The sequence below is a fragment of the Sphingopyxis sp. YR583 genome (assembly GCF_900108295.1).
GTDB lineage: Bacteria > Pseudomonadota > Alphaproteobacteria > Sphingomonadales > Sphingomonadaceae > Sphingopyxis.
Genome location: NZ_FNWK01000001.1, coordinates 485,107 through 504,614 on the forward strand (window position 1 = coordinate 485,107; position 19,508 = coordinate 504,614).

The 19,508-nt window shown below is 64.2% G+C and carries 17 protein-coding genes and 1 other RNA gene; 12 read left to right on the forward strand and 6 right to left on the reverse strand.

The window, feature by feature from the left end; genetic code table 11:
- Positions 1-2: 2 nt before the first annotated feature.
- Complete coding sequence (locus BLW56_RS02185; protein WP_093509022.1) at positions 3-2,384, forward strand: fimbria/pilus outer membrane usher protein; 2,382 nt, start codon at positions 3-5, stop codon at positions 2,382-2,384.
- A 172-nt stretch (positions 2,385-2,556) separates the two neighbouring features.
- Positions 2,557-3,105: a MarR family winged helix-turn-helix transcriptional regulator gene (locus tag BLW56_RS02190; protein ID WP_143043327.1), complete on the forward strand. Its 549-nt coding sequence runs from the start codon at positions 2,557-2,559 to the stop codon at positions 3,103-3,105.
- Between the two features lie 81 nt (positions 3,106-3,186).
- Here the strand turns inward: BLW56_RS02190 and BLW56_RS02195 are convergent, their stop codons facing one another.
- Positions 3,187-5,955: a TonB-dependent receptor plug domain-containing protein gene (locus tag BLW56_RS02195; RefSeq protein ID WP_093509024.1), complete on the reverse strand. Its 2,769-nt coding sequence runs from the start codon at positions 5,953-5,955 to the stop codon at positions 3,187-3,189.
- Positions 5,956-6,261: 306 nt separating this feature from the next.
- Between BLW56_RS02195 and BLW56_RS02200 the strand changes: the two genes are divergently transcribed.
- The 5 genes from BLW56_RS02200 to BLW56_RS02220 are packed head-to-tail and all read left to right on the forward strand — an operon-like array spanning position 6,262 to position 13,560.
- Entirely contained in the window at positions 6,262-7,407 is a 1,146-nt protein-coding gene (locus BLW56_RS02200) for a dipeptidase (protein WP_218140476.1), read from the forward strand.
- Positions 7,407-8,447: a DUF1611 domain-containing protein gene (locus BLW56_RS02205; RefSeq protein WP_093509025.1), complete on the forward strand. Its 1,041-nt coding sequence runs from the start codon at positions 7,407-7,409 to the stop codon at positions 8,445-8,447. Before BLW56_RS02200 ends, BLW56_RS02205 begins: the two co-directional genes overlap by 1 nt.
- Positions 8,448-8,467: 20 nt before the next feature.
- Positions 8,468-9,952: a serine hydrolase domain-containing protein gene (locus BLW56_RS02210; RefSeq protein WP_093509026.1), complete on the forward strand. Its 1,485-nt coding sequence runs from the start codon at positions 8,468-8,470 to the stop codon at positions 9,950-9,952.
- 12 nt (positions 9,953-9,964) lie between these two features.
- On the forward strand, positions 9,965-11,914 hold the full coding sequence (locus BLW56_RS02215; protein ID WP_093509027.1) for a serine hydrolase domain-containing protein: 1,950 nt from the start codon (positions 9,965-9,967) through the stop codon (positions 11,912-11,914).
- Positions 11,915-11,934: 20 nt separating this feature from the next.
- A complete protein-coding gene (locus tag BLW56_RS02220) occupies positions 11,935-13,560 on the forward strand; it encodes an N-acyl-D-amino-acid deacylase family protein (RefSeq protein ID WP_093509028.1) in 1,626 nt (541 codons plus the stop codon).
- On the opposite strand, the gene BLW56_RS02225 is transcribed toward BLW56_RS02220, so the two are convergent.
- Positions 13,516-14,181: a cation transporter gene (locus BLW56_RS02225; RefSeq protein WP_093509029.1), complete on the reverse strand. Its 666-nt coding sequence runs from the start codon at positions 14,179-14,181 to the stop codon at positions 13,516-13,518. The two genes, BLW56_RS02220 and BLW56_RS02225, sit on opposite strands and share 45 nt — an antisense overlap.
- A gap of 69 nt (positions 14,182-14,250) precedes the next feature.
- On the opposite strand from BLW56_RS02225, the gene BLW56_RS02230 reads away from it, so the two are divergent.
- Complete coding sequence (locus tag BLW56_RS02230) at positions 14,251-14,661, forward strand: MerR family transcriptional regulator (protein WP_093509030.1); 411 nt, start codon at positions 14,251-14,253, stop codon at positions 14,659-14,661.
- A 48-nt stretch (positions 14,662-14,709) separates the two neighbouring features.
- On the opposite strand, the gene ssrA is transcribed toward BLW56_RS02230, so the two are convergent.
- Together ssrA and mscL are read right to left on the reverse strand one after the other, a co-directional pair.
- Positions 14,710-15,066, reverse strand: a transfer-messenger RNA (tmRNA) gene (gene ssrA / locus BLW56_RS02235).
- 38 nt (positions 15,067-15,104) lie between these two features.
- Positions 15,105-15,521 carry a large conductance mechanosensitive channel protein MscL gene (mscL, locus tag BLW56_RS02240; protein ID WP_093509031.1) on the reverse strand — a complete coding sequence of 139 codons (417 nt, stop codon included), beginning with the start codon at positions 15,519-15,521 and terminating at the stop codon, positions 15,105-15,107.
- Between the two features lie 115 nt (positions 15,522-15,636).
- On the opposite strand from mscL, the gene BLW56_RS02245 reads away from it, so the two are divergent.
- The 4 genes from BLW56_RS02245 to BLW56_RS02260 are packed head-to-tail and all read left to right on the forward strand — an operon-like array spanning position 15,637 to position 18,339.
- The gene (locus BLW56_RS02245; RefSeq protein WP_093509032.1) at positions 15,637-16,239 is read left to right on the forward strand and encodes a LemA family protein; all 603 of its coding nucleotides are present in this window, start codon (positions 15,637-15,639) and stop codon (positions 16,237-16,239) included.
- A 1-nt stretch (position 16,240) separates the two neighbouring features.
- Positions 16,241-17,089 carry a TPM domain-containing protein gene (locus BLW56_RS02250; protein WP_256203262.1) on the forward strand — a complete coding sequence of 283 codons (849 nt, stop codon included), beginning with the start codon at positions 16,241-16,243 and terminating at the stop codon, positions 17,087-17,089.
- 12 nt (positions 17,090-17,101) lie between these two features.
- Entirely contained in the window at positions 17,102-17,782 is a 681-nt protein-coding gene (locus BLW56_RS02255) for a TPM domain-containing protein (RefSeq protein ID WP_093509033.1), read from the forward strand.
- Between the two features lie 11 nt (positions 17,783-17,793).
- On the forward strand, positions 17,794-18,339 hold the full coding sequence (locus BLW56_RS02260; RefSeq protein ID WP_093509034.1) for an NUDIX hydrolase: 546 nt from the start codon (positions 17,794-17,796) through the stop codon (positions 18,337-18,339).
- Here the strand turns inward: BLW56_RS02260 and BLW56_RS02265 are convergent.
- Together BLW56_RS02265 and greA are read right to left on the reverse strand one after the other, a co-directional pair.
- Positions 18,336-18,971: a rhomboid family intramembrane serine protease gene (locus tag BLW56_RS02265; protein ID WP_093509035.1), complete on the reverse strand. Its 636-nt coding sequence runs from the start codon at positions 18,969-18,971 to the stop codon at positions 18,336-18,338. The genes BLW56_RS02260 and BLW56_RS02265 overlap by 4 nt on opposite strands.
- Positions 18,972-18,984: 13 nt before the next feature.
- The gene (gene greA, locus BLW56_RS02270; protein WP_093509036.1) at positions 18,985-19,461 is read right to left on the reverse strand and encodes a transcription elongation factor GreA; all 477 of its coding nucleotides are present in this window, start codon (positions 19,459-19,461) and stop codon (positions 18,985-18,987) included.
- Positions 19,462-19,508: the final 47 nt, after the last annotated feature.

Below are 19,508 nucleotides of genomic sequence, written 5' to 3' on the forward strand. Positions count from 1 at the left end.
ACATGGCGCGCGCGATCTTGCCAAAAGAGCGCCTCGGCTGGACGGCGGCGTTCGCGGTCGCGATCTTTGGCTCCGCCGCGGTGCACGCTGCGGAAACCGACGCGCGCCTGGATGATTATGCCGACCTGCCGCCGCCACCGCGGCGCGGCGACATCGCCAATCTCTCGGCCGAACAACGGCTTGAACTCGAACTTTTCGTCAATGGATTGCGGACCAATGTCGTCGCTCCGGTCATCAAACAGGGCCCCCGATTCAGGATGCGCGCCGCAGACCTGCGGCGCGCGGGATTATCGTTCGAAGCCTCCGGCGACATGCTGTTCCTCGACAGCCTGGGCGGCGTCCGCGCCGATTATGACGCGCCCGCCCAGCAATTGCATTTGACCGTGTCCCCCGAATATCTGCCGACGCAGCATATTGGAGAGAATGGGCGCGAATTCCGGCCGGCCAAATATGACATGGGGGCGCTGCTCAATTACGACGTCTATGTGACCGGCGGCGACAAGGCTCCGGTGCAGGCGTCGGTGTGGCACGAAGCGCGGGTGTTTGGCCCGGCGGGCGTTTTCTCCACCACCGGGGCGCTGCGGACGGGCAGCGCGAAAAACTATGTCCGCTTCGACAGCTATTGGCGCTGGTCGGATGAGCGGAGCATGACGACCGTCGAGGCGGGCGACATCATCACGCGCACCCTGCCCTACGCGCCCGCGGTCCGGCTCGGCGGCATTCAGCTGTCGCGCGACTTTTCTGTCCGGCCTGACATCATCACCTATCCGCTGCCGGAATTTGCGGGCAGCGCCGCCCTGCCCTCGACGGTCGACCTGCTTGTCGACGGCCAACGCATCGCGGGCAGCAGGGTCAATCCCGGCCCCTTCACTCTCGGCACCCTGCCGCCCGTCAACGGCTATGGCGAGGCCAATCTGATCGTCACCGACATCCACGGGCGCAGCGTCGCGACCGCGCTGCCATTTTATGTCAGCAGCGCGTTGCTCCGCCCCGGCCTCACCGATTATTCGGTCGCGGCAGGCGCCTTCCGCCGCAACTACGGCGTCCGAAATTTCGACTATGGCGGCCTCGCGGTCAGCGCGTCGGCGCGTCACGGCGTGACCCCCGGCGTGACATTGGAAGTCCGTGCCGAAGTCGCCGACGATATGCACCTCGCGGGCGGCGGCGCGGTGGCGAAGCTCGGCAATTTCGGGACGGTGAGCGCAGCGTACAGCCGCAGTTTCGGCGAACGTGCCGACGGCGGCCAGTTCGATCTCGGTTATGAATATCAGGCGCGCGGTTTCTCGATCGGGCTGCGGCATATGCGGCGGGACAGCGGCCATCTCGACCTCGGCCTGCTCGACCGGCGCACACCGGGCGGATGGGAACGGCTGAGCGCCGCAACGGCGAGTTTGTCGCTGGGCGCTGCGGGAACGCTCGGCCTCGGCTATTTCGAACTGCGCCAGCAACGCGGGCGCGACGCGCGACTGGCGAACTTGGCCTGGGCCGTCCCTCTATGGGGCGAAAGCCGCCTTTACGCATCGCTTTCACGCGATTTCGTCGATCGCAGCTGGTCGGGCGCGCTGACATTCAGCATTCCTCTGGGCGACGGAACGCTGAATGCCGGCGTCGCGCAGGATCAGGATGGGCGCACCGGCGTGCGCGCCGATTATTCGCGACCCGTCCCGACCGAGGGCGGCTGGGGTTTGAACGCGAGCGCGGCCAGCGAGGACGGGCGGAGCCCCTATCTGCGCGGCGACGTCATCTGGCGGACGCAGCCAATCCAGCTCCGCGCGGGCGCCTATGGCCGCGACGATATTACCGGCTGGTTCGGGGCGAGCGGATCGTTCGTGTTCATGGATGGATCGCTGTTCGCGGCCAATCGCGTCGCCGATGCCTTCGCCGTCGTCAGCACCAATGGCGAGCCCGGCGTTCCGGTGCGTTACGAAAATCAGCTTATCGGCACGACCAACGAAAAGGGGCAATTGCTCGTCCCGTCGGCCAGCGCCTACTACGCCGCACGCTACGATATCGACACGCTCGACCTGCCGGCAAATATGCAGGTGCCGGTCGTCAGCCAGCGCGTCGCGATCGCCGCGGGCAGCGGCCACGTCATCCGCTTTCCCGTTACCCACAGCGCGGCCGCGCGCGCAACGCTCCGCGACGCGGCCGGCTCGGTCATCCCGGCGGGCGCGGCGGCCACGATCAACGGACATCTCTCGACCTACGTCGGCTGGGACGGCCTGCTCTTCATCGAACAGGTCGCAGCGCACAATCGCATCGCCGTCAGCCTGCCCGACGGCGGAACATGCCACGCGGACTTCGCCGCCGATGTGAAGGCCGACGACATCATCGAATTGGGGAGCCTAACATGCCGGTGCGGATACCAACGCCGGCATCTATGATTCAACGACCACCCAAGGCTATACTTATCGCGCCGCGATCCTTCCGGGGCAGATTACCCCGCCCGCTGGCAGCTATAACGACACGATCCGGATCGACGTCATATTCTGACGATGGAACCGGAGCGCACCCCCACGCGTTGCTCGATGGGGACCGTAGCGAAAGGGGTGGCCAATGGGTCATCATGCGCAGAGCGGTGTCCGCAGGGAAACGGGCCTATCACGCCTAGACCAGATCGAAGGTCGGCTGGATGAGGTTGTTGCCTTGCTGGAAAACATGATCGCAAAGACCTCCGATCCTGCTCGTCCCCCATCTCACATGGCGGCCACTTTCACGCCCTCTTCGGCCACGTCGAAACCCGACGCCGAGATTATTCGCCCAACCGGCTTTCCCAAAGCGCGCGCGCGCATTGCCCGCGAAGCCATTCGCCGCCGGCGCAAGCGCGAAGAATATTTTCCGTCCGGCCTTTTCGCCGATCCCGGTTGGGACATCATGCTAGACCTTTACGCCGCGCATTATGAAGGCGAGTCGGTCTCGGTCTCCAGCCTCTGCATCGCTGCGGCGGTGCCGCAGACGACGGCTCTGCGGTGGATCACCATGATGACCAACGAGGGATGGCTGGTCCGCTGGAACGATCCGACCGACGGCCGGCGCGCCTATCTCAAGCTCAGTGACAAGGCACGCGGCCGGCTGGATTCCTATTTCGACGACCTGCCTTATTGACGGAGGGACACGGCCCGAAGCGGATCGGGGCTTGTAAGCCTCGACCGATAACCTGCTTCGGGCCGCCGTTGAGACCTCCGATCAGAAATTGACCCGCGCACCGACCGTGAAATACCGGCCAACAACGTCATACAGCGTGCTGTTGACGGTGATGAGCGGCGGATCGCGGTCGAACACATTGTTCACATTGCCGAACAGCATGAAGCGGTCATCGATCTTGAACCGCGCACCCAGGTCGACATAGGTCCGCGAGCCGATCTTGTTGTTGATCAGCGTCGTGCGCGTCCGGTCGTAATTGCCGCCATCGATGTAGCGCGCGCGGATGTCGAACCCGACATTGCTGTCCTCATAGGTCGCGCTGAGCGTTCCGCGCCATTTGGGCGTCGCGCGCAGCACCGAGTCGCCGACATCGCCCGCCGTCTCGACGCGGGTGAGGCCGGTATCGAACACCAGCTTGTCGACATAGGTCGCAAGTGCACGAAGGCGGATGCTGCCACCAGCGGCCAGCCTCGTGACGTAGGACGCTTCCATGTCGAGGCCGCTCGTTTGGAAACTCGCAATATTCTGCTGGTTGGCGGCGACCTGGGTCACCGTCCCCGTCGAATCGCGCGTGATACGGTCGCACGCCGCCGTGCTGCCACGGAAACAGGCGAGCGTCAGGCTGGTCCCGTTCAGCGCCGTGATCGCACCGCTGATCTTGATCTTGTAATAATCGACCGAGGCGCTGAAACCGCGCAGGTACGACGGCGAATAGGTCGCGCCGATCGAGGTCGTATAGCTGACCTCGGGTACCAGATCGGGGTTGCCGCCGGTAAAGGTCGTGACCGTCGACGGCGTCGGGTTGTAGGCGGGGTTGGCCGCCTTGCGCGCGACCGGATTATCCTGGTCGTTGAGCGGCCCGATATTGATCGAGCGGACCGCGAACAACTCACCAATGCCCGGCGAACGAATGTCGCGCGACCGGGTGGCCCGGATCAGCAGGTCATTGAACAGCCGCGCGGTGCCGCCGGCTTTCCATGTCCAGATGCCGCCGCTGGTGCTGTAATCGGAATAGCGCGCCGCGCCGCTCAGATCGAGTTCCACCGCATTTTCGAGCTTGAGCAACGGGAACAGGACTTCGCCAAAGGCTTCCTTGACGTTGAACCCGCCCGACGCAGGGGTCGAGAAGACGAGGATGCCGAAGTTGCTGGCGTTCGCGACCGTAAAATCGTCGCGCGACGACACCTGTTCTTCCCAGCGCGCCTCGGCGCCAAGCGCGAACGTCACCGGGCCCGCCCACAGCGAGAAAAGATCGCCCTGGATCTCGGCACCCGCCGAATCGAGCTTCGTCGTGCTGAATGCGCGCTGCGTCCCGGTGACATAGGCGCGCGCTTCGGGCGATGCGTTCAACGCGCCGAAGGGGTTGATCGGCCGGCACGCCGGATCGTCGTTCGCCGGATTGGCGTCGGCGTTGATGCCGCAGACGATTTGCCCGCCGCTCGACACCGCGTTGATCGCATTGTTAAACTGCCGGACCAGCCGCGAATTGCCCATCGCCTGGTCGCTCTCGACTTCGCCATGGCTGTACCAGGCTTTGTAGCGGAAGCCCTTGCCGAACGTGCCGTCGACGCCGATCGCGCCTTCCTTGCTGGTTCGCTCGCCGCGGAACTGCAGCTGCAATATGTCGTTGAAATAGCGGCCGAAGGTGAAGCTCGTTTCACCGGCGGCGGCGAGCCGATCGCGGATCGCCGTCGACAGATAGGGGTTGTTTGCCTGGATCGTGAGATACGGAAGACCCAACGCACCGCCAACCGTATAGTCGCCGAAGAAGGGCGCGTTCGACAGCGAGCGGGCATAGCTGCCATCGACCCAGAAGGTCGCATCACCGACCTCGTAGCTCAGCCGGGCATAGGTGCTCAGCCGCTCGAAGGGCGATGAAACGGGGATCGTATCGTAAAGGTTGATACCGTCCGCGCCGCCGACCATCCGCAGCGGAAAGGCGCCCGCACCGACGGGCGTACCGCGGCGGAAATCGCGCAGCGTGCCGTCGGGATTGAACGTCTGCCCCGCGAGCACGCCGCTCGTGATCAGACCGCCGAGCGTCACATTGCCGAAATTCACGTCGCGAACGAGTTCGGATCCCGTTCCCGAGGGAATGAAATCGGGGCTGTTGAGCTGCGGACGCGTGCTCCGCTGGATCACGCCCTCGTCTTTGACATATTCGCCGCCGATAATGAAATGGCCGCGGCCATCGGCGAAGCTTGTACCGAATTTCGCATCGAAACCATAGCGATGCCCATCGCCGCGCGACGAAACACCGAAGTTTCCGCCGATCGACAGGCCATCATAATCCTTGTCGAGCAGGATGTTGACGACACCCGCAACCGCGCCAGAACCCCAGGCGGCCGAAGCGCCGCCCGTCACCACCTCGACACGCTCGACGAGGTTTGTCGGGATGAAATTCAGATTGCCCTCGCCGACGAAACGGCGGCCGTCGAGCAGCACGAGCGTGCGGTTCGAACCGAGGCCGCGCATGTCGACCGGCGCGGTTCCGGTCGACGTGTTACCGTTCGACACCGTCGGCGTTGTCGTGGGGCGGATTTGCGGAAGGTCGTTCAGCACCTGCTGAATGTTCGGGCGTGCGCCAAGGCGCAAATCATCCTCGCCGATCACCGTCGTCGGCGTCGGCTGATCGAAACCGGCGCGCGCGATACGCGATCCGGTAACGAGAATCTCTTCGTCGGCCGTCGCCTCCGTGTCGGCGACAGTTTGTGCCGCCGCTGGCACCGCGAGCAATAGCCCGGCTGCCAAAGCAGCAATGCTGCTGCCACGCGCGATCCGGTAACCGAGTTTGTCGTTATGCTTGTGCATCTCATCCGCCCCTTTGTGTTGTACCGCTCGATGGCGGTTTATTTTGGTTCCCCACACAGAAGCTGCCATAATGTCCTGTTCAGGACAATATATTTCTTTTGTGAGAAATTCGGCCCACAATTGAGAAGTTGGCAGAATTCATACGCCTCGGCGTCGAATCGCCGGGAAAGCCGGGAGCCGGAAATTGTTTAGAAGATGCTGCGTTATGCACGACCAAGGGCTTTTCCGGATTCGAAAGCGATGGATTGACGAAGCCCTATCAGGATAATATCGTCCTAATTGGAAAACGAAATGACGAGGGGGACGATGATGCTATTTTCTCGACGACAGGCGATTTGCGCCGCGGGCGCAGCGCTGGCAGCCCCCCTTGCCGCGCCCTATATCGCGCGGGCGCAAATCCAGATCAGCCCGTTCACGAATCGCGCCTATTCGAAACGCGCGATCGAGCTGGTCCAGCGTGCGGTCGTCGTCGACATGCTCGCTCCGATCAAGATCGACTTCGACCCCAGCTATTACACCAAGGCGCTGAGCGAAAAGGAAACCGCGGACTTTCGCGCCAGCGGCATCAACGCCATCCATCACGCGGTCGGCCTCGGCGGCCCGAACGCCAAGGAGCAAGCACTCAGCTTCTTTGCGATCTGGGGCAATTTCGTCGCGCGCAACAGCCATGTTTTCACCGGCGTCGACAAATTCGCCGACATCCTGCGCGCCAAGAAGGACGGCAAGGTCGCGGTCATCATGGGGCTGCAGAACGCCGATCACTTCAACCGCCCCGCCGACGTGAAGACCTTCTACGAGATCGGCCAGCGCTGCGCGCAGCTCACCTATAATTCGCAGAACCGCATCGGATCGGGATCGACCGACCGCGTCGACGGCGGCGTCAGCGACTTCGGCGTCGAGATCATCAAGGCGATGAACGAAGTCGGCATGCTGGTCGACGTTTCGCACTGCGGCGACCGCACGACGCTCGATGCAATCGAGATTTCGCCGAAACCGATCGCGATCACCCACAGCAATTGCCGCGCGCTGATCGACCACCCGCGCGTCAAGACCGACGAGGCGATCAAAGCCTGCGCCGCCAAGGGCGGGGTGATGGGCATCACCGGGGTGCGCAATTTCGTCAGCAAGACCGACCCGACGACGATCGTGAACTATGTCGACCATATCGACCATGTCGTGAAGCTGGTGGGCATCGACCATGTCGGCGTCGGCACCGATTCGGACCTCTACGGCTATGACGACACCTCGCCCGAAATGAACAAGATGCTGCGCGGCGCCTATAAGGACAGCTACGCCTTTCGCGAGAAGATCGACGTCGACGGCTTCGATCACCCGCTCAAGATGTTCGACCTGACCGAGGAACTGCTGCGCCGCAAATATTCCGATGCGAACATCCTCGCGGTGCTCGGCGGCAATTTCCAGCGGCTGCTGACCGCAACGTGGGGCGGCTGATGAACGCGCTGACCGACCGCATCGCCGGCGCACTCGTGTTGCCGCAGCCCTATGTGCTGTTCCTTGGCGACACGACGATCCCCGGTTTCGCAAAGACCGCCTTCGGGCTGAGGGACTGGGCGCCCGACAAATGCGTCGGCGAACTGCGGCTGCCGGGCGCCACGGTCACGACCGGACTGGAAGCGCTGACCGCCGCCGAGGCGCATGCACGCGGTGCACGGGCATTGGTGATCGGCGTCGCCAATCTGGGCGGCGTGATCCCCGCCAACTGGCGCACATCGCTGATCGAGGCGTTGGAAGCAGGCCTCGACCTGATCGCGGGCATGCACACGCGCCTCACCGACATCCCCGAACTCGCCGAGGCCGCGCACCGGCTCGGCCGCCAGTTGATCGACGTGCGCGTACCGCCCCCGCAGATCCCGGTCGGCACCGGGCGCAAGCGCAGCGGCAAGCGGTTGCTGACCGTTGGAACCGACTGCGCGCTCGGCAAGAAATATACCGCGCTGGCACTGTTCCGCGCATTCGAGCAGCGCGGCATTGATAGTGATTTCCGCGCGAGCGGCCAGACGGGGATCATGATCGCCGGCGGCGGCATCGCGATGGATGCCGTCGTCTCCGATTTCGAGGCGGGTGCGGCCGAACTGCTGTCGCCCGACGCGGCGCCGGGCCATTGGGATATCATCGAGGGTCAGGGCGCGCTGACCCACCCGGCCTATGCCGCGGTGTCGCTCGGGCTGCTCCACGGCAGCCAGCCCGACATATTCGTCGTCTGCCATGAGCCCGGCCGTACCGAGATGCTCGGCACCCCAGGCTATAAGCTGACGAGTGTCGAGGAGATTGTCGAGCTCACCACTTTGCTCGGCCGGCGGACCAATCCCGCGATCCGCTGCGGCGGCTTCGCGTTCAACACTTCGGCGCTCGACGAAACGGCTGCGACCGAACTGATGGCTCGCGAGAGCCTGCGGCTCGGCTTGCCTGTCGCCGATCCGATCCGCGGTGGGGCCGCATTCGACGCGCTCGTCGACAGCTGCCTCGCCTGAATATTATTCGGAGACTTGCCATGACCCAACTCCCCACCCTGCGCCGTACCGCCCTTGCCACCGCGCTGCTCGCCTCGATCGCCCTGCCCTCCACCGCCATGGCGCAGGCTTCCGCCGAAACCAGCTATAGCATCCCGCAAGACAAGGTCGCAGGACTCGCCGATTTCGTCGACGGGGTGATGGCGCAGCAGATCGCAACACGCGAAGTCGCGGGCGCAATCGTCACCGTCGTCTACCGCGACAAGGTCCTTTTTTCGCGCGGTTATGGCTTTGCGGACATCGACAAAGGCGTCGTGGTTGACGGACAGCAGACCTTGTTCCGGCCGGGGTCGGTGTCGAAGATGTTCACCTGGAGCGCATTGTTGCAACAGGTCGAGGCGGGCCGCGTCGACCTCGACGCCGACGTGAACAAATATCTCGATTTCAAAATCCCGGAATATGAAGGCAAGCCGATCCGCGTGCGCGATCTCCTGTCGCACACGCCGGGGATGAGCGACGTCGGCGGGCTGACCGCGCCGACACCCGACAAGATCACGCCCTATGTCGAATGGATGAAGACGCATATTCCGGTGCGCCATTGGGCCCCCGGGACCGAGACCTCCTATTCCAACTATGGCTCGGTGCTCGCGGGCTATATCGTCGAGCGCGTGTCGGGCGAGGCGTTCCCCGATTATGTCGAAAAACATATCTTCGCGCCGCTCGGCATGAACGCGACAACGTTTCGCGAGCCGCTGCCCGCCGCGCTCGCGCCGCGCATGGCGTCGGGCTATCAGGTCAAGGACGGACGGCTGGTCGCCGAGCCGTTCGAACTGTTCAGCCCCGTGATGCCCGCAGGCTCGGGAACCAGCAGCGGCCCCGACATGGCGCGCTTCATGATGGCGATGATGAACGGCGGCGCGCTGGGCAAGGCGCGGATCCTGAAATCCGCCTCGGTTAAGCTGCTGATGACCGACTCTGTCGCCAACGCCCCCGGACTGCCCGGCATGGCGCACGGCTTCTTCGTCGTCCGCGAAAAGGGCCCGCGCATGGTCGGACACGGCGGCAACACTGGCGATTTCCATTCGAACATGATCCTCGCGCCCGAAGCCGGGCTCGGCTTTTTCGTTTCGGAGACCGGCGGCCAGGGCAGCTATGGCGGACGCACCGAACTGACCGAGGCGTTGATCGGCCGACTGTTCCCGGTCGCTCCCGCCCCGCGCGTCGCCGCACCTGCCGGCGAGACGCTGCCGCTCGGCGCCTATCGCGTGAACCGCCGCGATTATGCACGCACCCCCAATCCCGAGCGCGACCTGAAGATCGCCGCCGCTGGCCCGAATGCGATTACCATCACCAACGACGGCAAAACCACCTATTGGGAACGCGTCGGCCCGATGCGCTTCGAACAGGCGACCGGTGCCCGTGCCGGCGGTCCTCACGAGCAATTGCTGTTCCACGGCGCCGAGGGGCGCTGGCGCCTGTCCTTCACGTCGCAACCGCATGTTCTCTATCATTTCGTCCAGCCTTGAGGAGAAGCCGTCATGAAGTTGTTGATCGCACTCGCACTCTCCTGCGCACCCGTCGCCGCGCTTGCGCAGACCGTCGCCGCAGACACGCCCGGCAAGCTCGCCAGCGGCGTGCAATATGTCCAGCCCAAGGACTGGAACGCATCGAAGCAGGGCCCCGCGCTGATCTTCACCTCGCCCGAGGGTGACCTGCGCATCGTCGTCGCCGAAATCGGCGCCGCCGCCGATGCCGCGGACGCCGCCGCAAAGGCCTGGGCCGTCGTCCGCCCGGGCAACGTGCCGACGCAACGCACCAGCACCGCCGCGCCCCCGGCCGACGGCTGGGACGAGCGGGTGAGCTTCTCCTATGAAACACTGCCCACCGAACGCGTCGCGCGATCGGCCAGCGCATTGCGCAAGGGCAGTGCGTGGACCGTGCTGATCGTCGACGGGTCGGCGGGGACCGCCGCCAAGCGCTCGGCCGCCATGTCGGTGGTATCGCAGGGCCTGCGCCCCGCCGGTTTCCAGAAGGAAAGCTTCGCCGGCAAGACCGCGCACGAACTCACCCCGGAACGCATCAAGCTGCTCACCGACTTCGTCGAACAAAGCCGTGAGGAACTCGAAGTCCCCGGTGTCGGCTTCGCGCTGATCGACGACGGCAAAGTGCTGTGGCAGGGCGGCTTCGGCGTCCGCGCGCTCGGCTCGCCCGAAAAGGTCGACGAACACACCAAGTTCATGATCGCCTCGAACACCAAGGGGATGACCACCCTTCTCCTCTCGACGATCGCCGACGAGGGCAAGCTGCGCTGGGACGAGAAGGTCGTCGATCTCTATCCCGAGTTCCGGCTCGGCAACGACGAGGTCACCAAATCGGTGCTCGTCAAACATCTGATCTGCGCCTGCACCGGCCTGCCGCGCAAGGATTTCGGCTTCATCCTCGCCGACAAGGGGCAGCCGGCTGCGGACACCTTCACCCAGCTCGCCGCGACGATGCCGACGAGCAAGTTCGGCGAGCTGTTCCAATATAACAACCAGCTCGCCTCGGCGGCGGGCTATGTCGGCGGGCATATCCTCTATCCGAAGATGGAATTCGGCGCCGCCTATGACCGCGCGATGGAAGAGAAAGTCTTCAAGCCGCTCGGCATGAAGGACAGCACCTTCGATTATGCCGAGGGCATGGCGGGCAACTGGGCGGCACCGCACGGCCTCGATATCGACGGCAAGGTGACTTTGATGTCGAACGACTTCAACTGGTCACCCTATCCCTATCGCCCCGCGGGCGCGGCCTTCTCCACCACTGCCGACATGGTGCGCTATGTCCAGCTCGAGCTGGGCAAGGGCATGCTCGACGGCAAGCGCGTGGTGAGCGAAAAGAATCTGCTCGCGCGGCGTGAGAAGGGCGTGCAGGTCGGCCCCGACAGCTGGTACGGCATGGGTCTGTTCCAGCGCGACGCCTCGGGCGTACAGGTCGTCACCCACGGCGGCACACTCGTCGGCTATCACAGCACCTGGTTCGCACTGCCCGAGTCTGGTGTCGGCATGGTGATCCTGACCAACAGCGATCCGGGCGCATCGATGCTCGCGCCGACGCTCCGTCGCCTGCTTGAAATACTCTATGACGGCCAGCCCGAGGCGGCGCGCGACATCACCGCTGCTGCCACGCGGATCAAGGCGCAGGCGCCGGCCCGGCGCGAGCGGCTCACCTATCCGGGCGACCCGGCAGTGCTCGCCAATCTCGCGGGCCATTATCGCGACCCCTCGGTCGGTCAGATCACGATCAGCGAGAAGAACGGCCAGAAGTGGGTCAAGGCCGGCTTCGTCGAGGGGCCGATCGCCACCCGCAAGAATGCCGACGGCAGCATGTCGATCATCTCGGTCGGTCCCGGCAATATCGGCGTCGATGCACTTGTCGGCATAAAGGACGGCAAACGCACGCTCAGCATCAACGACGGCCAGCAGACGCAATATCTGTACGTCGAAGACTGACAACCAAGGGAGATTTCCGCATGATCCGGCCGTTCGCGCTTGCCCTTGCCTCGGTGTTGCTCGTCGGCGCGGCCGCGCCGCCGCCCGCCGCCTATGACATCGTCATTCGCGGTGGCCGCGTGCTCGACGGCGCGGGCAATCCCTGGATTACCGCCGACGTCGCGATCAAGGATGGCCGCATAGCACGCGTTGGCGTGATCGACGCCAAGGGGAAGCAGGAGATCGATGCAAGCGGGCGCTATGTCTCGCCGGGCTTCATCGACATGCTCGACCAGTCGGGACGGACGCTGCTGCGTGACGGGTCGGCAGTGAACAAGCTGCATATGGGGGTCACCACGCTGATCGCCGGCGAAGGCGGCACCGCGGTGCCCGCGGGCGAACTGGCGGGCTATTTCACCACGCTCGAGACGCAGGGCATCGCGGTCAATTTCGGCACCTATTATGGCGCGATCCAGGCGCGCGTGAAAGTGATGGGCGACGGTGCCGGCAGCCCGAGCGAAGAGCAGCTCAGCGCAATGGAAGATGAGGTGCGCACCGCGATGAAGGCGGGCGCTTTCGGCATTTCGTCGGCGCTGATCTATTCGCCCGCCAGTTTTCAGGCGACCGACGATCTGGCCCGCCTCGCGGCGATCCCCGGCAAGTGCGGCGGCTTTTATGCGACGCATATGCGCGACGAGAGCGACAAATTGCTGGCCGCGATCGACGAGGCGGTTCAGATTGGTGAACGCAGCGGCGCCAAAGTCGAAATTTTCCACATCAAGGCCGCTTATGCTCCTTTGTGGGGCAAGCTGATGCCGCAGGCGATCGCCCGGATCGAGGCGGCGCGCGACCGCGGCCTCGACATCGGCGCGAACATCTATCCCTATCGCGCCGGCGGCACCGGGCTCGACGTCACCATACCGACGCATGTCTTCGCCAAGGGCCGCGAGACCGCGCATGCAGCGCTGCGCGATCCCGCAGTGCGCGTACAGCTCAAGAAGGAACTCGCGGCCGGACCGCAGGCCGACTGGTCGAACCTCGTCCACGCCTCGGGCGGCTGGAAGAATGTGGTTCTCGCCAACGGGCAAGCCGAACAGTACAAGCGTTTCAACGGCCAGAATTTCGCCGACATCGGCAAGGCGCTGGGCAAGGATCCCGCCGACGCCGCGTGGGATATCTGGCTCGCCGCGTTGCCCGCACGCGCATCGGCGCTCTATTTCATGATGGACGAGAAGGACATCGACCTGGCGATGAAACAGCCGTGGGTCAGCGTCGGAACCGACGCCTCGGCCGCGGACAGCAGTGTCGACCCCGAAACCGCCGGGCGGCCGCATCCGCGCTCCTATGGCACCTTTCCCCGCATCATCGCCGAATATGTGCAGGCGCGGCCGGTCCTCACGCTGCCCGACGCAATCCGCAAGATGACCGGCTGGCCCGCGCAGCGGCTCGGCCTTTCCGATCGCGGGCTACTGCGTGAAGGGATGCGCGCCGATATCGTCGTCTTCGATCTTGCGACGATCAAGGACCGCGCGACCTATGAAGCGCCGGCAACCGCACCCGACGGCATCGGCGACGTGATCGTCAACGGCGTCGTTGCGCTGGCCAAGGGACAGCCGACCGGATCACGCAGCGGTAGCGTCTTGCGTCACGCATGTACCGCTATCTGAGGTCGGCGTGGCGGCAAGTTCGCCGCGCGCCTGCCTGAACACTTCGATGCTGCCCCAGATCGCGAGCGCCGCCATGATCGCGGCGACGGCGAGGTCGGGCCAGCTGCGTCCGGTGCCGAAGACGCCGAGCGCCGCGCCCATCACCGCGATATTGCCGATCGCGTCGTTGCGCGAGCAGATCCACACCGAGCGCATATTGGCGTCGCCGGTCCGGTAACGATAGAGCATCAGCGCGACCGCGACATTGGCCGCGAGCGCGAGCGCACCGATCAGCCCCATCGTCTCGGCATGCGGCGCCGATCCCGTGACGAAACCCCAGACCGCCGATCCGAACACCCACAGGCCAAAGACGAGCATCGTTCCCGCCTTCAGCAGGGCGGCGCGCGCACGCCACGCAAGCGCCATGCCCGCGACGCCGAGGCTGATCGCATAATTGGCACTGTCGCCGAGGAAATCGAGCGCGTCGGCTTGCAGCGCGCGCGACTCCGCCGCGACGCCCGCGACAATCTCGACGCCGAACATCGCGGCGTTGATCAGAAGCGCGATCCACAGGATCCGCCGCCATTTGGGATCGTTCAGCGCGGTCTTGCCGCTTTTGCCGGCACAACATTGATCGGCCATCGCCGAATTCTCCTGTTATCTTCGAGTCGGCGCCCTATATGCACTCTGTAGCAACTACAGGGTCAAGCGATGAAGATCGGCGAATTGTCGCGTGCCACCGGCACGAATATCGAAACCATCCGCTATTATGAGCGTATCGGCCTGCTCCCCGCACCCGGCCGGACGGCGGCAAACTACCGCAGCTATGGCGACGCGCATCGCTCGCGGCTGAGCTTCGTGCGCCATTCGCGCGAGCTGGGGTTCACGATCGAAGAAATCCGGTCGCTGCTCGACCTGTCGGACGACCCGGCACGCGACTGCAGCGAGGCCGACCGGATCGCCACCACGCATCTGGAACAGGTCGAGGCAAAGATTGCGCAATTGACCCGGCTCCGCGACGAACTCGCCCGCATCGTCGGGCGATGCCGCGGAGGGATCGCCGCCGACTGCCGGGTGATCGAAGCGCTCGGCGATCACCGCCACTGCGAAAACGCACATTGATTGGGGAAAGGTGGGACGATTCTGTTGCCCGGCTCGTCCCCAGCCGCTGGTATCCGATTCTGTTGCCCGGTTCGGTCCGAACCGCGTTCTATTTGTCTAACCTTAGGCCGTGAGGCTTATCGGTTAGGCAGCAAGAGCGAGTGCTTCGTTATCGTTAGCACCTATTGGTTTTGAGCCTTTAACGGGTTACTCAGCCCGGAAGAAAACATCGTCTTTGAACACACGTCGATCCTGGTTCGGCCCCGTCAGAAGCCCGCGCGCCCATCGAAGAAACGCGGGTTTGTGGTGGAGCCGCCGGGTACTGCCCCCGGGTCCGCTGTGTCTATTCCACGACACCATTTATCCTCATAGCCGGTCGAAACCGGCACAACCCATATAGGAAGCCCGCCCGCACTTGGAAAGAGCGCAGGCGGGCCATTCGTCCCGTAACGGGCCCGGCTCCCTTATTTCTTTCGCAATTCGTCGCGGATTTCGGTGAGGATATCGACCTCGCTCGGGCCGGCAGGCGCGTCGGGCGCCTTGCGCACGACCTTGTTCACCGCCTTCACCAGCAGGAAGATGATCCATGCCAGGATCAGGAAGTTGATCGTCGCGGTGATGAAGGCGCCATAGCCGAACATCGCGACCCCAGCCTCCTTCAGCTTGGCATAGTCGGTCGGCGAGACGCCGGCGGGCACGTCGCCCAGCAGGATGAACATGTTCGAGAAATCGACACCGCCAAAGATCGCGCCAACGACGGGCATGATGATATCTTCGGTCAGCGACTTGGTGATCGTCGCAAACGCGCCGCCAATGATGACGCCGACCGCGAGGTCGATCACATTGCCGCGTGCGATAAATTCCCTGAATTCACTCAGCATCTTGTCGTACCCCGAATTGTTGAACCTTTACCGAAACGTGCCGCGACGATTGCACAAAGGCAAGCAGCTTCCTATTATGTGTATTGTTGCGGCAAAACGCCGCCGGAGGGAGTTTTTGACCATGACCTATCGTTCCGCTCGCTGGTTGATCCTGCCTGTCGCCGCGATGAGCCTGTCCGCCTGCGGCATCAACAGCGTCCCGACCAAGGAGGAGGCCGCCAAGGCCAAATGGGCGAATGTGGAGGCCGCTTATCAGCGCCGCGCCGACCTGATCCCGAACCTCGTCGAAACCGCCAAGGGCGCCGCGAAAATCGAACAGTCGACGCTCGAAGGCGTGATTCAGGCACGCGCCTCGGCGACACAGGTCAAGCTCAGCACCGACGATTTGAACGATCCTGCCAAGGTGCAGGCGTTTCAGCAAGCGCAGGGCAATGTGTCGGGCGCGCTCGGCCGCCTGCTCGTCACCGTCGAGCAATATCCCGACCTCAAGAGCCAGGCGCGTTTTGCCGACCTGATGACCCAGCTCGAGGGCACCGAGAACCGCATCAATGTGACGGTGCAGGACTATAATTCTGCAGTGCAGGATTATAACACGACGATCCGTACCTTCCCCGACATCATCGGTGCCAAGATCGTTCATGGTGCGCAGCCGATGACCCCGTACCGCGCGGTCACGCCTAACGCCAACCAGGCACCGAAGGTCGACTTCGGACAATAAGGTGGCCCTGCCCGCCCCGTTCCGTTTGCTGACGGCAGCGGCCCTTTCGGGGCTGCTGCTGTTCGCGGCGCCTGCCGCGGCGCAGAGCTTCCCCAAACTCGCGGGCAATCCGGTCGTCGATCAGGCCGATATCATCCCCGCAGCCGAAGAAGCGGCGCTCAACACCCAATTGCTCGAGCTTCAGCAAAAGACGGGCCACCAACTCGTCGTCGCAACGGTCAGCGACCTCGAAGGCAACGATGTCGCCGATTACGGCTACCGGCTCGGCCGCGAATGGCAGATCGGCGACAAGGAGAAGGACGACGGCGTCGTCTTCCTGATCGCGCCGAACGAGCGACGTATGAACATTTCGGTCGGCTATGGTCTGGAGCCGATCCTGACCGACGCCCTTTCAGGCCGGATCATCCGCGACGTCGTGACACCAAAATTCAAGGCGGGCGACATGCCCGGCGGCATCCAGGACGGCGTCAACGCGATCGCACAACAGATCCAGTTGACGCCCGAGGAAGCCGCAGCGCGCGCCGCTGCCGCCGACAAGGCCGAACGCGACCGCGCCGACGACGGCAATTTCGGCGGACTGTTCTTCATCGGCTTCATCTTTTTCATCTTCTTCGTCATCCCATGGCTGTCGAGCCGGTCGCGACGCGGCAAGAAACGGCGCAAGGAAAGCCCGTGGGGTGCTCCGCCGATCATCATCTGGGGCGGCGATGACGACGATCATTGGGGATCCGGTGGCGGCTCGTCTTGGGGCGGTGGCGGTTCGAGCTGGGGCGGTGGAGGCGGCGGCTTCGGCGGCTTCTCGGGCGGCGGCGGATCGTTCGGGGGAGGTGGCGCCTCGGGCGGCTGGTAAGGGAGCGGACCGATGAAAGTCAGCCATGTCAGCGAAACCGACCACGATATCGTCACCGCGGCAGTCGCCGCGGCCGAAGCGCATACGAGCGGCGAGATCGTCACAGTCGTTGCCGGAAAATCGAACGATTACGATGACGTCGCGCTCGTATGGGCGAGCATCATCGCCTTTCTCGCCATGTCGATCGTCGCGCTTTTTCCCGAATTCTACCGCACCCTCTATGACCGGCTGACGGGCGGCTGGGGACATGAGCTTACTGCAAATCAATGGCTTGGAACGGTGATCGCGATCGGCGTCGTCAAATGGATCGGCATGTGGCTGATCCTGCTGTGGCGGCCGCTGCGCATGGCGCTGACCCCGCGCAGCATCAAGGCCGAACGCGTCCGCGCCCGCGCGATCGACCTGTTCAAGGTCGGAACCGAAGGCAAGACGTCGGGCCGCACCGGCGTCCTGCTCTACCTCAGCCTCAAGGAACATCGCGCCGACATCGTCGCCGACGAAGCGATAGCGGCGAAAGTCTCCGCGGATGTCTGGGGCGATGCGATGGCCGCACTGATCGAGCGCACGCGCGCGGGACGCCCCGGCGAGGGCATGGCCGAAGCGGTGCGCCAGATGGGCATCGTCCTTGCCGCGCATTTCCCGCGCGGCAGCGAAAATCCGAACGAACTCCCCGACCGCCTGATCGAACTCTAAAAGGAAAAGCCATGAGCCGCCCCGGCCCCGAAACCCCCATCGAAACGCGGTGGGAAGGCCGCTTCATCGCGGTCAAGCAGCAGGGTACATGGGAATATGTCTCGCGCTCGCGCGGCATTCATGCGGCGGTGATCCTAGCGATCGACGAGGATGAAACGGGCCGCCATGTCATCCTCGTCGAGCAATATCGCGTGCCGCTGAAGGTCCAATGCCTCGAATTGCCGGCAGGTCTGGTCGGTGACGAGACCGCGGGCGAAGCGCCCGAAATCGCGGCCGCGCGCGAGTTGGAAGAGGAAACCGGCTATCGTGCCGAGCATTGGCGCACCGTCGGAGAATTCTACAGCTCGCCGGGGATGGTCAGCGAAAGCTTCACCCTGCTGGTCGCGACCGGGCTGACGAAAATCAGCGACGGCGGCGGCGTCGATGGCGAGGATATCGTCGTCCACCGTGTACCGCTGGACGGCATCGCCGACTTCGTTGCGGCGAAACGGGCCGAAGGCTGCGGCATCGATGTCCGTGTGGCAATGCTGCTCGCCGGCGGGCTGCTCGGCGCCTAGCGCGCCCCGAAGCGCCAGCGGAGCAGCGGCCGCGCGAGAAATAGCCCGGCGAGGAATCCGCCTACATGCGCCCAGATCGCGACCGCGCCAAACCCGCCGCCGCCAGCAAAGCCAATAAGCAGTTGAAGCCCGATCCACGCGGCAGCGAGCCACAGCGCGCGCACCCAATGGCCCGGGATCGGCCCGATCGCAGAGGCCTGCGACCGGCTGAAAATCAGGGCGAAAACTGCGATCAGCGCCGAGATCGCCCCGCTCGCGCCGATCATCGGCACCGCAGAGGCTGGATCGGCGAAATATTGCGCGAGCGCGCCGCCATAGGCGCCAGCAACGAGCAGCAGCGCCATCGCCTTCGACCCAAGCGGCGCCTCGAGCTGGCGGCCGATGAACAGCAGCACCACCATGTTGAACGCGATGTGCAACACGCCCCCGTGCAGAAAGGCAGACGACAACGGCGTCAGCACGAAAGGAACCAGCGTTCCGGGCGGCAGGATCAGCTCGCTGCCGAAACGCGCAGGGATGAACCCCGCGCGCACGATTGCGTCGATCTGGAAACCGGTGATCCAGAGGAGAAGGAAGACGACGACACAAGCGAGGGCATAGCCCGTTACCAGCGGCGCATCCTGCGGCTTCATCCTCCGTCGCCCGTCAGATGAATTCGATCTTGGTCACCAGATAATATTTGTCGCCCGCGGGCACGGTGACCTCGACCTCGTCCTCGACGCGGCGGCCGATCAGCGCGCGGCCGAGCGGCGAATTATAGCTGATCTTGCCGTCCTTCGCGTCGGCTTCGGCCTGACCGACGATCTGGTAGCGAACGGGCTTGTCGTCTTCGTCGGCGAGCGTGACGGTGGCACCGAACACGATGCGATCGCCCGACAGCGTCGTCGGGTCGATCACCTGCGCGCGCGACAATTTGTCTTCAAGGTCGCCGATCGTCGCTTCGACCTGGCCCTGACGTTCCTTCGCGGCGTGATATTCGGCATTTTCGCTAAGGTCGCCATGCGCGCGCGCTTCCTCGATCGCATCGACGATCAGCGGTCGCTCGGCTTTGAGGATCGCGAGTTGCGCGTTCAGCTTCTCATAGCCTTCTGCCAGCATCGGCACCTTTTCAACGCTTGCCATTATCCTGTTGTCCTTCGTCAATAATCCAGCGCCAGCGAAACTTCGCC